General features: G+C 71.2%; 12 protein-coding genes, 1 tRNA gene and 1 riboswitch. Of the genes, 9 read left to right on the top strand and 4 right to left on the bottom strand.

Annotated features, from left to right (window positions below; genetic code table 11):
* Positions 1-94 precede the first annotated feature (94 nt).
* Together DWB05_RS07100 and DWB05_RS07105 are read right to left on the bottom strand one after the other, a co-directional pair.
* Positions 95-169: transfer RNA gene (locus tag DWB05_RS07100), tRNA-Gly, on the bottom strand.
* 39 nt (positions 170-208) lie between these two features.
* Positions 209-541: a hypothetical protein gene (locus tag DWB05_RS07105; RefSeq protein ID WP_157967119.1), complete on the bottom strand. Its 333-nt coding sequence runs from the start codon at positions 539-541 to the stop codon at positions 209-211.
* A gap of 88 nt (positions 542-629) precedes the next feature.
* Here DWB05_RS07105 and DWB05_RS07110 point away from each other — a divergent pair, with 88 nt between their 5' ends.
* The 8 genes from DWB05_RS07110 (at position 630) to xth (ending at position 10,051) form a co-directional block, all read left to right on the top strand.
* Positions 630-1,595, top strand: coding sequence for an ArsR/SmtB family transcription factor (locus tag DWB05_RS07110; protein ID WP_114376383.1), 966 nt, complete (start codon positions 630-632; stop codon positions 1,593-1,595).
* Positions 1,596-1,605: 10 nt separating this feature from the next.
* Positions 1,606-5,109: a methionine synthase gene (gene metH / locus DWB05_RS07115; protein ID WP_114376385.1), complete on the top strand. Its 3,504-nt coding sequence runs from the start codon at positions 1,606-1,608 to the stop codon at positions 5,107-5,109.
* Between the two features lie 105 nt (positions 5,110-5,214).
* Positions 5,215-6,102, top strand: a complete 888-nt coding sequence (locus DWB05_RS07120) for a cation diffusion facilitator family transporter (protein ID WP_114376388.1) — start codon at positions 5,215-5,217, stop codon at positions 6,100-6,102.
* Positions 6,086-6,865, top strand: a complete 780-nt coding sequence (locus DWB05_RS07125; protein WP_157967120.1) for an ABC transporter substrate-binding protein — start codon at positions 6,086-6,088, stop codon at positions 6,863-6,865. The genes DWB05_RS07120 and DWB05_RS07125 overlap by 17 nt, the downstream gene beginning before the upstream one ends.
* Complete coding sequence (locus DWB05_RS07130; RefSeq protein WP_114376393.1) at positions 6,862-7,803, top strand: FecCD family ABC transporter permease; 942 nt, start codon at positions 6,862-6,864, stop codon at positions 7,801-7,803. The genes DWB05_RS07125 and DWB05_RS07130 overlap by 4 nt, the downstream gene beginning before the upstream one ends.
* A complete protein-coding gene (locus tag DWB05_RS07135; RefSeq protein ID WP_114376395.1) occupies positions 7,800-8,525 on the top strand; it encodes an ABC transporter ATP-binding protein in 726 nt (241 codons plus the stop codon). Before DWB05_RS07130 ends, DWB05_RS07135 begins: the two co-directional genes overlap by 4 nt.
* On the top strand, positions 8,522-9,235 hold the full coding sequence (locus tag DWB05_RS07140; protein ID WP_114376397.1) for an energy transducer TonB: 714 nt from the start codon (positions 8,522-8,524) through the stop codon (positions 9,233-9,235). The genes DWB05_RS07135 and DWB05_RS07140 overlap by 4 nt, the downstream gene beginning before the upstream one ends.
* Positions 9,236-9,265: 30 nt before the next feature.
* Positions 9,266-10,051, top strand: a complete 786-nt coding sequence (xth, locus tag DWB05_RS07145) for an exodeoxyribonuclease III (protein WP_232818427.1) — start codon at positions 9,266-9,268, stop codon at positions 10,049-10,051.
* 4 nt (positions 10,052-10,055) lie between these two features.
* On the opposite strand, the gene DWB05_RS07150 is transcribed toward xth, so the two are convergent.
* Both DWB05_RS07150 and DWB05_RS07155 read right to left on the bottom strand, forming a co-directional pair.
* The gene (locus DWB05_RS07150) at positions 10,056-12,020 is read right to left on the bottom strand and encodes a TonB-dependent receptor plug domain-containing protein (protein WP_198669074.1); all 1,965 of its coding nucleotides are present in this window, start codon (positions 12,018-12,020) and stop codon (positions 10,056-10,058) included.
* Positions 12,021-12,182: 162 nt separating this feature from the next.
* Positions 12,183-12,421, bottom strand: a riboswitch (cobalamin riboswitch).
* 42 nt (positions 12,422-12,463) lie between these two features.
* Entirely contained in the window at positions 12,464-13,177 is a 714-nt protein-coding gene (locus DWB05_RS07155; RefSeq protein WP_157967121.1) for an exopolysaccharide biosynthesis protein, read from the bottom strand.
* Between the two features lie 153 nt (positions 13,178-13,330).
* On the opposite strand from DWB05_RS07155, the gene DWB05_RS07160 reads away from it, so the two are divergent.
* A complete protein-coding gene (locus tag DWB05_RS07160; protein ID WP_114376404.1) occupies positions 13,331-13,975 on the top strand; it encodes a DUF1194 domain-containing protein in 645 nt (214 codons plus the stop codon).
* Positions 13,976-14,031: the final 56 nt, after the last annotated feature.

The following is a 14,031-nucleotide window of genomic DNA, read 5'->3' on the forward strand; positions in this document are numbered from 1 at the left end:
GCGACGGCTACCGTCATCCGTTCCCTGCCGTCGCGAACCGCGGTGGCTGACGTCGCGGTCCTACATGGAAGACCTGTGAGCAAGGTCCTGCAACTGGAGCGGGCGAAGGGATTCGAACCCTCGACCCCAACCTTGGCAAGGTTGTGCTCTACCCCTGAGCTACGCCCGCTTCAGGTCGCTGCGGCGACACAATGCGCGTCTATACCGATCAGCGCGTGCCGCGCAAGCCGCCTTCCGCAGGGGCCTGCCCGTCGTCGGGGCGCGGCGAATCCAGGCTGAAGCGAGCGGCGACCAGCGGGTCGTCAAACGCCGCCAGCGTCTCCGTATCCGGCGCGAGCCGGAGTTCGACGCGGTCGAACCAGGGCACCGCGCCGCGCGCCCGATCGAGAAAAAGCCGGTGCAGCGCCTCGGCGAGGGCTGCGCGCGGGCGGCAGCAGGCGCACGCCGCACCGTGCCGCGAGGACGCGAGCCGGCGCACCAGCGGGTTGCCGCGAGGCGCGATCGCGTCCGCCGCGACGACGACCGCCGTTCCGGCGCTCACCGGCCGGGGCGCGGAGGCGGCAAAGGTCACCGGGATTTTTCCCACCATGGCGCTCGACATAAACATATGTTTATGTCATCAACAACCCATGGACGACGTTCTCGCCGCCCTGCGCGCCCTCGCCGAGCCCACGCGGCTCCGCCTCGCCGCCCTCGCCGCCGACGGCGAATGGACCTTGTCCGACCTTGTCGACATCCTCGGCACCTCCCAGCCGGGCCTCTCCCGTCACCTCAAGCTCCTCGGCGAAGCGGGCGTGGTCGAGCGCAGCCGCGAAGGTCCGCACCTCATCGTCCGCCTCGCGACCGCGGGCCCCGCCGCCGCCCTCGCCCGCACCGCGCTCGCCCACCTGCCGCAGGACGCCCCCCTGCTGAGTGCCGACCGTCGCCGCGCCGCCAGCCTGCGCGCGGCCCGCGCGCGCGCCGCCTCGGAAACCTTTCGCGCCAACCCCGCCGCCTGGGACGAACTCCGCGCGCTCGGCCTGCCGGCCGACGTCATCGAGGCCAAACTGGTCGCCGCCCTGCCCGCCCGCGGGCTCGGCCGCCTGCTCGATCTCGGCACCGGCTCGGGCCGCCTCCTCGAACTGCTGGCGCCGCGTGCCGAAGCTGCCACCGGCATCGATCTCTCCCGTGACATGCTGGCCGCCGCCCGGGCGAGGCTCGGCGCGGCTGGCCTTGGCCGCGTCGCGCTGCGCCAGGCCGACGCCACCCGCCTGCCCTTCGCGGATGGCAGTTTCGACACCGTCACGCTCTCCATGCTGCTGCACCACGTCGACGATCCGGCGGCGGTGATCGCCGAAGCGGGTCGCGTGCTGGCTCCCGGCGGCACCCTTGCGCTGATCGACCTCGCCCCGCACGGCGACGACGCGCTGTTGCGTCGCCTCGCCCATCGCTGGCCGGGCTTCGCGCCCGCCCGCCTCGACGCCTGGCTGCGCGAAGCTGGTCTTGACCCGGAGCCGGCCATCACCGTGCCGAGCGCACTGCCCGCCCTGATCGTGGTCGCGCGCAAGCCCACCCTCGCCGCCCAACACGTGCAGCACGCCGACGCACACGCCTGAGGCCCACGCCATGTCCCGCCCTCACCTTCTCGATGTGCTGAAGGACCGCGTCCTGCTGTGCGACGGCGGCTTCGGTGCCCGCGTGCAGGCCATGAACCTCGACGTCGAGCGTGACTTCCTCGGCAAGGAAAACTGCACCGAGGTGCTGCTCCTCTCGCGCCCCGACATCGTGCGCGACATCCACCGTTCCTACTTCGCCGCCGGTGCCGACATGGTGGAAACGAACACCTTCGGCGCCTCGCCGATCACGCTCGCCGAGTTCGGGCTCGAGGCGGAAGCCTTTGCGCTCAACAAGCGGGCGGGCGAGATCGCGCGCGAAGCGGCCGAGGAGTTCACCGATGGGCGCGACCGCTGGGTGCTCGGCTCGATCGGTCCCGGAACGAAACTGCCCACCTTGGGCAATGTCGACTACGACACGCTGGAGGCGGCGCTCACCGTGCAGGCGGAAGGGCTGATCGCCGGCGGTGTGGATGGCATCCTGATCGAGACCTGCCAGGACACGCTGCAGATCAAGGCTGCGGTGAATGGGGCGAAGATCGCGCGCAGCCGCGCGAGCCGGCCCGACCTGCCCATCCTCGTCCAGGTCACGGTCGAAACGACAGGTACCCTGCTCGTCGGCCCCGACATCGCCGCCGCCGCCACGGTCGTGCACGCGCTGGATGTGCCGCTGATCGGCCTCAACTGCGCGACGGGCCCGCAGGAGATGGCCGAGCACATCCGCTGGCTCTCCCGCCACTGGCCGGGCCTTCTTTCCGTCCAGCCGAACGCCGGCCTGCCCGAACTGGTCGATGGCAAGACCCACTATCCGCTGACCCCGGAGGAGCTCACCGTCTGGCTCGAACGCTTCATCGAGGAGGACGGGGTCAACCTGATCGGCGGCTGCTGCGGCACCAACGATCGCCATATCGCCGCCCTCGACGCCATGCTGCGCCGCCGCGCCGGGGCCGCCCGCCGCCCCGCTCCCGTGCCCCGCCAGGCGGTGTGGATCCCTTCCGTCGCCTCGCTCTACACGGCGGTGCCGTTGCGGCAGGAGAACGCCATCTTCGCCATCGGCGAACGCTGCAACGCCAACGGGTCGAAGAAGTGGCGCGAACTGCAGGCGGCGAACGACTGGGACGGCTGTGTGGCCATGGGGCGCGAGCAGGTGGCGGAAGGCTCGCACGCGCTCGACGTCTGCACCGCCTTCGTCGGCCGCGACGAACTCGCCGAGATGTGCGAGGTGGTGCGCCGCTTCACCTCCTCGGTCAACGCCCCGCTCGTCATCGACTCCACCGAGACGAACGTGATCGAGGCCGCTCTCAAGCTGCACGGCGGCAAGCCGATCATCAACTCGATCAACTTCGAGGAGGGCGAGCGCGCGGCGAACGACCGCATGATCCTCGCCCGACGCTTCGGGGCGGCGGTGATCGCGCTCACCATCGACGAGGGCGGGATGGCGAAGACCGCGGCAGACAAGCTGCGCATCGCACGCCGCCTGGTCGATTTCGCCTGCGGCAGGCACGGCCTTCCGCCCTCCGACCTCATGATCGACCCGCTCACCTTCACCATCGCCACCGGCAACGAGGACGACCGCAAGTTGGGGCTGGAGACGCTGGAGGGCATTCGCCTGATCCGCGAGGAGTTCCCCGATATCCAGATCATCCTCGGCCTCTCCAACATCTCCTTCGGCCTCAACCCGGCCGCCCGCCACGTGCTCAATTCCGTGTTCCTCGATCACGCCGTGCGTGCCGGCATGACGGGGGCGATCGTCCACGTCTCCAAGATCAAGCCGCTGCACCAGATCCCCGAGGAGGAGGTGAGGGTCGCCGAGGACCTGATCTACGACCGTCGTCGCGAGGGCTACGACCCGCTCGCGCGCATGCTCGAACTGTTCGCCGACCGCAAGGCCGCCGACGCTGGCGGGCGCAAGCGCGCCGAGACGGTGGAGGAACGGCTGAAGGAGCGCATCGTCGACGGCGACCGCAAGGGGCTGGAGGCCGATCTCGCGGAGGCGATGGCGAAGGGCCACGCGCCCCTCGCCATCATCAACGACATTCTGCTCGACGGGATGAAGACGGTGGGCGAGCTGTTCGGCGCAGGCAAGATGCAGCTCCCCTTCGTGCTGCAATCGGCCGAGACGATGAAGGCCGCCGTCGCCTACCTCGAACCTTTCATGGAACGCGTCGAAGGCCAGGCCAAGGGCACGGTGGTGCTCGCCACCGTCAAGGGCGACGTGCACGACATCGGCAAGAACCTGGTCGACATCATCCTCACCAACAACGGCTATCGGGTGATCAATCTCGGCATCAAGGTGCCGCTCTCCGACATGCTGAAGGCGGCGAACGAGAACAACGCCCACGCCATCGGCATGAGCGGGCTGCTCGTCAAATCCACCGTGGTGATGCGCGAGAACCTCGAGGAGATGTCGCGGCTTGGCGTCGACATCCCGGTCCTGCTCGGCGGGGCGGCGTTGACGCGGAACTTCGTCGAGCAGGACTGTGTTGCGGCCTATGCCTGCGGACGCGTGGCCTATGCGCGGGATGCCTTCGACGGCCTGCATCTGATGGACAAGGTGGTGGGCGGCACCTTCGACGACTATCTCGCCGCCGTGCAAGCGAAGCGCCGCGGCAAGCCGACCAACCGGCGCCGCAAGCTCGGCGAGGCGGTGGAGGCGGCCTGGGCCCCGCCCGACCGCGCCACGGTGCGGGCGCGGCGGCGTCGTCTCGCCCGCGAGCACACCCCGCCCACGCCACCCTTCTGGGGCCCGCGCCTCGTCGAGGCGCCGACCAAGGCGATCGTTCCGTTCCTGAACGAACGCTCCCTCTACCAGTTCCAGTGGGGGTTCCGCAAACAGGGCCGCCGGCTCGAGGACTTCCTCGGCTGGGCGAAACAGGAACTGCGCCCCGTGCTCAAGCGGATGCTGAAACTCTGCGAGGATGAGGCGATCCTCAAGCCGCAGGCGATCTACGGCTACTGGAAGGCGGCCGGCGAAGGCAACGACCTCGTCCTGTTCGACGAGGACGGCATCACCGAACTCGTCCGCTTCACCCTGCCGCGGCAGGCGAAGGAGGACGGCGAGTGCATCGCCGATTTCGTGCGCGACATCGAGGACGGGCCCGAGGCGCGCGACGTCATTGCCCTGCAGGTGGTCACCGTCGGCCAGAAGGCCTCCGATGTCGCTCGCGCCTGGTTCGAGGCCAACCGCTACCAGGACTACCTCTACCTGCACGGGCTCTCGGTCGAACTCGCCGAAGCGATGGCCGAGTACGTGCACAAGCGGATCCGCGCCGAATGCGGCTACGCCGCCGAGGACGACCGCGACATCGAGAGGATGCTGCAGCAGGGCTATCGCGGCAGCCGCTACTCCTTCGGCTACCCGGCCTGCCCGCGGCTCGAGGACCAGGAGCCGCTGCTTCGTCTGTTGGGCGCGGAACGGATCGGGGTCAGCCTCTCCGACGAGTGGCAGCTCCATCCGGAGCAGAGCACCTCGGCCCTCGTCATCCTGCACCCGCGCGCGAAGTACTTCTCGGTCTGACCGGAGGCGAGCCGCAGCGGCCGGCGGCACGGTCGGTGGTGGCATGGTTCCGCCGACCGCGGGCGCGGCTGCGCCGGCCTCCGCCCCCTGCTATAAGCCGCCGCGATGAAGCGCGCCCAGTCCCTCGCCGTGGCTTCGCTCGCCGTCGCCGTCGTGGTGCTCGGCCTCAAGGCCGCGGCATGGTGGATCACGGGCTCGGTCGCGCTCTACGCGGATGCGCTGGAGAGCGTGGTCAACGTCGCCGCCTCGGCGGTGGCGCTCGCGGCCGTCCTCTACGCCTCGCGTCCGGCCGACCAGAACCATCCCTACGGACACGCCAAGGCCGAATACTTCTCGGCGGTGTTCACCGGCGTGCTGATCGTCATCGCCGCCGCCTCCATCCTGAAGGAAGCCTGGGAGGCCCTCACCGTCCCGCGCATGATCGAACAGGCCCCGCTCGGTCTTTCGGTCACGGCCGCCGCCACGGCGATCAACGGCACCTGGGCCTGGCATCTCATCCGGCGCGGCCGACGGCTCGGCTCTCCCGCCCTGGTCGCCGACGGCAAGCACCTGGTCGCCGACGTCGTCACCTCGCTCGGCGTGATCGTCGGCGTCGCGCTCGTCGCGCTCACCGGCATCCTCTGGCTCGACCCCGCGCTGGCCGCGGCGACGGCGGCGAACGTGCTGTGGTCGGGCTGGCGCCTCATGCGCGAAAGCGTGGGCGGGCTGATGGACGAGGCTCTCGCGCCCGACTCGCTCGATCGCATCAAGGCCTTGATCTCCACCAATGCCGACGGCGCGATCGAGGCGCATGATCTGCGGACGAGGCGCGCAGGGCGCTTCACCTTCATCGAATTCCACCTGGTGGTGCCGGAGACGATGGCCGTCGGCGAAGCGCACGAGATCTGCGACCGGATCGAGGATGCCCTGAAGGCGGAACTCGATCCGGCCGTCATCACCATCCATGTCGAGCCGCCGCACAAGGCGAAGCATCGCGGTGTGGTCGTCCTGTAGGCTCCTGCTCGCCTTCCTGGTCGGCATGACGGGCGCGGAGGCGAAACCGTCGCGCGTGGTCTCGCTCAACCTCTGCGCCGATCAGTTCGTGCTCGCGCTGGCCGATCGCGCGCGCATCGCGGCCCTTTCGCCGCTCGCCGCCGATCCCTCGCTCTCGGCCGCCGCCGAGGCTGCGCGCGGGCTGCCGACGGCCCGGCCCGTGCTCGAGGAGATCCTGCCGCTTCGTCCCGATCTGGCCATTGCCGGCGCGTGGGGTGGCGCGCGGGTCGTCGCGGCGCTCGAAGCGCGCGGCGTGCGCGTCGTTCGTCTCGGCTTGGCGGGGGATTTCGACGACATCATCGCCCAGACCCGCGCTGTGGCCGAGGCGGTCGGGGAAGTCGCGCGCGGCGAGGCGCTGGTCGCGGCGATGGAGGCGCGGCTCGCGACGGTTCGCCGTGGGGAACGACATCGGCGCGTGTTGATCTGGGAGGCGCGCGGCTTCACCGCCGGCGAAGCCACCCTCGCCGACTGGGTGCTGCGTGCGGCCGGTCTGCGCAACGCCGCCCCTTTCGCCGGTTACGGCACCGTGCCGCTGGAGCGATTACTTGCCGTCCCGCCCGACCTCCTGGTCACGCTGTCGGCCTCGGCCGCGCCCTCCCTGTCGGAGGCGCTGCTCGACCACCCGGCCCTGGCGCGCATTCCCCGCCTCGCCCTTCCCGCCGCCTGGCTCGCCTGCGGCGGGCCCGAGACCCTGCGCGCGGTCGAGGTTTTGGCCGCGCAATGATCCTTTCGCTCGCCGCGGGTACGCTCGCGCTCGCGCTCGCGCTCCTCTCGCTCGCCGTCGGCGCGGCGGGATTCGGCTTCGTCATCGATCCCCTCATCCTGTGGCAGGTGCGCGCGCCGCGCACCGTGCTCGCCGCCCTGGTCGGCGCCGCGCTGGCGCTGTCGGGTGCGGTACTGCAGGGGTTGTTGCGCAACCGCCTCGCCGATCCGGGCCTCCTTGGTGTGACCGGCGGCGCCTCGCTCGGCGCCGTGCTCGCCTTCTACTGGGGGCTTGCGACCGCGTTCCCGCTCGCCCTGCCATTTGGCGGGCTTGTCGGCGCGCTCGTTGCCGCCGCCGCCGTGCTTGCCGTCGCGGCGCATGCCGGCACCGGGGCTGCGCTGATCCTCGCCGGCATCGGCGTGGCGGCGATCACCTCCGCCCTCGTCACCATGGCGCTCTCCTTCGCTCCCAACCCCTTTGCGCTCGCTGAGATCACCATCTGGCTGCTCGGTTCGCTCGCGGATCGTTCCTGGCACGAGGTGTGGCTCGCCTCGCCCGCCGTCGTCGCCGGGCTGTTGCTGCTGCTGTCGCTCGGCGAGAGGCTCGATGCGCTCGCGCTCGGCGAGGAGACCGCCGCCTCGCTCGGCGTCGCGATCGGCCCCACCATGGCGCGCGCCGCCCTCGGCTCGGCGCTCGCCGTCGGCGGGGCGGCGGCGGTCGCAGGTGGGGTGGGTTTCGTCGGTCTGATCGTGCCGAACCTCCTGCGCGGCAGGGTCGGCGAGAGGCCGAGCGCGCTTCTCCTCCCTTCCGCCCTCGCCGGGTCGTCCCTCGTGCTCGCGGCCGATCTCGCGGTTCGGCTCGTTCCGCTGCAGCAGGAGCTGCGCCTCGGCGTGCTGACGGCGCTGCTCGGCGCGCCTGTGCTGCTCGCGGTCGCCCTGCGCGAGGCGCGCGTCGGATGATCGCGGCGGAGCAACTCACGCTCGTCAGGTCGGGCCGGCCGGTCGTCGATCGCGTGTCCTTCCGGGCGCGGATCGGCGAGGTCGTGGCGCTGATCGGCCCGAACGGCGCCGGCAAGTCCACCCTGCTGCGCGGGCTCGCGGGCCTCGTTCGGCCCGATCGCGGGCGCGTGCTGCTGGACGGCGAACCGCTGGAGGGGTTGCCCCCTCAGGCGCGGGCGAAACGGATCGGCTGGCTCGCACAAGGCGCGCGTGCCGCCTGGGGCATGACGGTGCGCGAGGTCGTCTCCTTGGGCCGCCTCCCGCACGGCGATCGGGCTCAGGCTCCGATCGACCGGGCGCTCGCGCGTCTCGGGCTCGCCTCGCTGGCGGGGGCGCGCATTGATCGGATCTCCGGCGGCGAGGCGAAGAGGGTGATGATCGCGCGCGTGCTCGCCGGAGAACCGCGCGTGCTGCTGCTTGACGAGCCCACCGCCGATCTCGACCCGGCAGCGGGCTTTGCGGTGATGCGCCTCTTCAGAACGGTGGCGGAAGAGGAAGCACGCGCGGTCGTCGTCGTGCTGCATGATCTGACGCTCGCCGCCCGCTTCGCCGACCGGTTCGTTCTTCTCACGCAAGGACGCCTCGTCGCCGAGGGCCCCGCCGCCGCCGTGCTGAACGACGCGACCGCGGGTCGCGTGTTCGGCGTGCGCTTCGGGGCGGATCACGCGGTACTGCCGGCATGAGCCGAGCCTTCGCCGCTGGCTTCGCCGCCTCCGCCGCCATCCATGCCGCGGTTCTGGCGGCGTTGTGGCAGGGGCCGTCCGGCGGACGACCGATGGATCACGACGCGGCGCCTGGTTTCGCCCTCGTCTGGACCGACGCCGCCGGCGTGGTCGGAGGACCATCGTCGCCGAACGGAGCGAATGACGACGCGCCCCCACTTGCGACCGAAGCGGATGCCCCGGCGGTGACGGAGGACACGCCGCCGGTGGACGCCGACACCGAACCGGCACCACCTTCGCCCGCCGCGCTGCCGCTGCCGCCACCGCTGCCGTCGGCGCCGCGCGCCCTGGCGCGACCTGGGGCGAGCCCGACACCGCTGCCCGCCCCTGCCGCCGGTCCGGCCGGCACCGGCGACGCCGTGGAGCGAAGCATGCCGGCGCTTGGCGATGGCGGCACGCTGCTGCCCGCGAGCATCGGCACGAGGCAAGATCCGACCTATCCCTGGGAAGCCCGGCGCAACCGCTGGCAGGGCACGGTGCTGCTCGCCGTCACCGTCTCGCCAGATGGCCGCCCGATCGCGATCGACATCGCACGCTCCTCCGGCTACGGCGTGCTCGACGAGGCGGCGATGGAAGCCGTGCGGCAGTGGCGCTTCGTTCCCGCCCGCCGGAACGGCGTGGCGGTGGAGGATCGGGTCGCCGTGCCGATCACGTTCCGGCTGCGCGACTGATCGGAGAGGGAGACGAGGGAGAGCGCGACCATGGCGGACCGGATGCGCATCGCGAGCTGGAATCTCAACGGCGTGCGGGCGCGTGCTGCGCACCTCCTGGACCTGTTGCGGGATGCGAACGCACCCGACGTCCTCCTCCTGCAGGAGCTCAAGGCGACCGAAGACGCGTTTCCGGCCCTGGAGGTGCGTGAAGCGGGCTACCACGCGCTCATCGTCGGGCAGAAGGGGTTCAACGGCGTGGCGATCCTCTCGCGCGAGAAGGCGGTGGAGCGGGCGCGCATCCTGCCGGGCGACGGGACGGACGACCAGGCGCGCTACCTCGAAGCCGAGATCGACGACCTCATCGTCGTCTCGCTCTACGCGCCGAACGGCAACCCGGTGGGCACCGACAAGTTCGCCTACAAGCTCGCTTGGATGCGCCGCTTCGCCGCCCATGCCGAAGCGCTGTTCGACACCGAGCGCCCGATCGTGCTGGGCGGCGACTGGAACGTCTGCCCGACCGCGCGCGACGTGGCGGATGCAGAAGCGATGGCGGGCGATGCGCTCTGTCAGCCGGAGAGCCGCGCCGCCTGGCACGCCGTGCTGTGGCAGGGCTGGACGGACGCCTTCCGCGCCCTGCACGCCGAGGAGCCGGGCTACACCTACTGGGACTACCAGGGTGGCGCGTGGGCGCAGGACCGCGGCTTGCGCATCGACCACCTGCTTCTTTCGCCACGGGCGGCGGAGAGGCTGGTCGCTTCGGGGGTGGATCGTTCCTTGCGCGGCAAGGACAGCCCCTCCGACCACACCCCCGTCTGGTGCGAGCTCGCGGCGTGACGCCTCACCAGCGGGCGCGCAGGCCCGTCAGCGCCCAGGCTCCCGGAACGACGTAGGCGTTCGCCGGTTCGTAGCGGCTGCCGGTGATGTTGCGCCCGACCGCGAACCATTCGAGCACCTCCGTCACCTGCCAGCGCGCGGAGACGTTCACCAGAGTGCCGCCCTGGTTGAAGCCCCGTCCGGCGAAGGCGCCGCTGTCGCGGTAGAGGATGTCGGCCGCCGGGCCGAACAGGAGCACGTCGGTCGAGAGACTGAACCGCGGATTGGCGCGCAGGGTCGCGCCCACGCTGCCCTGATGGCGGGGGCGCCTTTGCAGCTGCAGCCCGGTGTTCCCGTCCTGCGCCACCGTCCACGTGTAGGTGGCGCGCAGGTCGAGCCAGTCGGCCGGAGAGAGGTCGAAGGCCGTCTCGACGCCGTCGATCTCGGCCCGACCGACATTGATGCGGGTGGTGAAGAACGCATCATCCGCGATCAGGTCGCGGATGTTCTGCCGGAAATAGGTGACGGAGAAGCGGCCCGGATGCGGCATGACGGCGGCGAGATCGACCGCCGCGCCCACCTCGCCGCCGCGTCCCTTCTCCGGCCTCAGGTTCGGGTTGCCGCGGAAGCCGAAGCTGCCCACGCCGAACAGGTCGAACAGCGTGGGAGCACGGAACGACGTCCCGTAGGCGGCGTGCAGCGACAGGGCTGCCTCGGGAACGGCGAGGACGCCGCCCACACGCCAAGTCGTGGTGTCGGCGAAGTCACGCGGCATCTCGTGACGGATGTTGCCGGTGAGGTCGAGGCGTCGGAACAGGCGGAACTGCGCGCCGAGATAGGCCGCATGGTTGCGCGTGCCGCGATCGACGTCCCGCGCGAAGGGGCCGAAGGGACCGTCGAAGCGCACCTTCACGTCGGTTCGGTCCTCGATCCGCTGCAGGCCGAAGGTGATCGCCGCATCGTCCACCGCGCCACCGTTCGGCAGACGCAACGTATTGTCCCATTGCCAGACGGTGCGGGTGCCGAGGTAGCGCGAGTCGTCGCTGCCGGAGAAGGGGAAGAGGTCGGGACGGTCACGAAACTGACGGTTGTCGCGCGACTGGCCGACGGCGAGGGCGGTGTCGAGCCAGCCGGGGATCACCGTGCCGGCGATGCCCGCCCGCCACATGCCGCTGCGGTTGCGCACCGTGTAGTTCGGGTCGTCCTGACCCGCCTGGTCGAGATCGGCCTTGCTCTCGCGCAGCCGGCCGAAGGCGAAGAGGCGGAAACGCTCGCCGAGCGCGGCGCCGAGATTGGCCGTGAGCGTGCCGATGCGCGCCCCGTCGCGCTCGCCGATGTTGGTGGCGAGGCGCGGGGGCTGGATGTTGAAGCCCTGGGTGGTGAGGCCGCTCGCGACGATTGCGTAGTCGAGCCCGCGCCACTCCCCGGCGAGGACGCCCGATGCGGCCGCGGTCGATTGCGTGCCGCCGGCGATCTCGCCGAGCGCGCTCACGGCGCGACCCGCCCCACGGCCGGAGCGGGTGATCACGTTCACCACGCCGCCGATCGCGCCCGAGCCGTAGAGGCCGGACATCGGTCCGCGCACCACCTCGATGCGCTCGACATCGTCGAGCAGATCGTTGCCGAAGTCAAACAAGCCCCCCGGGGCGGAGGGATCGTTGATCGGCATGCCGTCGCGCAGCACGAGGACGTGGCTGGAGTTCGTGCCCCGCATGAAAACGCTCGTCTGCTGGCCGATCGGGCCCAGCTGCACCGGGCGAAGCCCGGGCACGGCCGAAAGCGCATCGACGAGACTGCGATAGCCGCGCTCCTCGATCGCCTGCCGCGTGATCACCGTGACACCGGCGGGCAGGCGCTCGATCGGCGTCGGCACCCTGGTCGCCGTCACCACCGTCTCGGGCAGGAGCCTGAGGCCGGGGGCTTCCGTCTGGGCAAGCGCGGGGAAGGCGATCGCGGCGGCGGCCGCGGCGGCAAGCAAGCGTGTGCGCACGGTCTCTCCTTCGGTCTCGATCGACGGCCGAAGCCGCCAGACCGAAGGCACGGCGCACGCAGATCACGCTTCACGCTCGCCCCCTCCGCGAACGGCCACGACCAACACGCCGCGTGCGGAGGGCTTATGCCCGACCGTCGCTCCGGTTCACCCCGCCCGGCAGCGAAGCGGCCGGTGCCGGCCGGTCTCCCGGCTCGCGGAGCGCGGAGGGCGAACCCTCCGCCGCCGCGCCCCGCCTTCCCGGGCATCCCGCCCAGTGGCATTCCGGCGCGCGGCCTCTCCGCCTACGGTTGCGGGGGCAGCCGCGGCTTCGGCGCGCCCCGGCCCGTCACCCCGGCCGCGCGCACCCCACCGCGTTCCCGTTTCAGCCCTTGCGGGCCACCGGCACCGGAATGACCGTAAATCGTCCCTGACGGATTCGGAAGAGGGCGGTCTCGCCGGCCTTACAGGACGAAGCCGATCGCCTGCACCACCATCCAGAACAAGCCGCCGATGATCGCGAAGGTCAGGGCCGAGGCGAGCAGACCGACCAGGGCACCGACGACGATGGCTCGGCTGTCCTCCTCCAGAAGCCCCATCGCCATGATGGCCACGGCCAGGCTCGGCGGGCCGTTGGTGAAGGGCAGCGGCACGATCACGAGGCAGGCGAGGAACACGCCATAGGCACCGACGATGCGATCGGCCTTCCATCCCGTCAGCACCGAGGGGCGAGGGCGAATGTAGCGTTCGATGCGCCGGATCCAGGGCGAGGACTTCTCGACGATCATCGCGAGATCCTCCCGCCGCATCGAGCGGTCGGTGAGGAACCGCGGCAGTTTCGGCTCAGGAAGGCCGAGGGCGAGTTGCAGGCAGACGATGGCGAGCGGGATGCCGAAGATCGGCGACCAGCCGGGAATGTAGATCGGCAACAGGTTCGGCAGGGCGAACAGGATCATCAGGATGCCGTAGCCGCGCGCGCCGAAGGCGTGGATCATCTCGCCCAGGGTGATGCGCGGCTTCGGCCAGGCGGCGGCCAGTTCCGTCATCAGCACCGAGACGGGGACATGGCGCCCATTGCCGCCGACGGGTGGTTTGCCGGGGGGATGGGGCGAGAGCGAGCCGAGGACGCTCGCCCGCGATTCCGCAACCGGGAGCGGTTTCGGCTCGGACAACTCCACGATCGTCTGCCCCCCTTCGCGACGCACGATGCCCGGCCCGAACAGACCGAACCACACCCTGCCGATACGACGCTCCCGCCTCTCACCATAGCCTGATGCGCGCGTCGGGGGAATGAAATCCCCTTCAGGCCCGCCATCACCTAGCCTTGCCGCATGCCAACGTCCGTTCATGCCGCTGGCACGCCGGTCGATCTCGCGCTCGTGCTGGCCGTCGACGTCTCGGCCTCCGTCGATTTCGGCGAATTCGGGCTGATGATGGGGGGCTACGCGGCGGCGTTCCGCGACCAGGCGCTGGCGCAGCGTCTCGCCTCGGGCGCGGCGGGGGCGACGGCGGTGGCCATGCTGTTCTGGTCGGGGCCGGGGGTGCGCGAGATCGCCGTGCCGTGGCGGCGGGTCGCTTCGGTCGCCGACGCTGCCGCCTTCGCGGAGGCGATCGACGCCACCCCGCGCATGATCCCCGCCGGTGCCACTGCCCTCGGCGAGGGGCTTGCGGCCTCGCTTGCCCTGCTCGAACGCTGCCCCTGGCCCGCGGCGCGGCGCGTGGTCGATGTCTCGGGCGATGGCCGCGCCAACGCCGGCCTGCCGCTGGCCACGGCGCGGGCGGCGGCAGAACTCGCGTGGGTGACGGTGAACGGGCTCGCGGTGGTGAACGAGGAGCCCGACCTCGCGGACTACTACCGCGAGGCGCTGATCGTCGGGCCCGGCGCCTTCGTCCTTCGCGCCGAGGATTACGCCGCCTTCGCCGAGGCGATCCTCGCCAAGCTGTGGCGCGAGGTCGGCGGCGCCGCCGTCGCGTGAAGCGGGATGGGGGCGGGCGGGGGAAGGGCCGATCGGCCCTTCCCCCGCATCCCCGT

The sequence above is a fragment of the Elioraea thermophila (ex Habib et al. 2022) genome (assembly GCF_003336755.1).
GTDB lineage: Bacteria > Pseudomonadota > Alphaproteobacteria > Acetobacterales > Acetobacteraceae > Elioraea > Elioraea thermophila.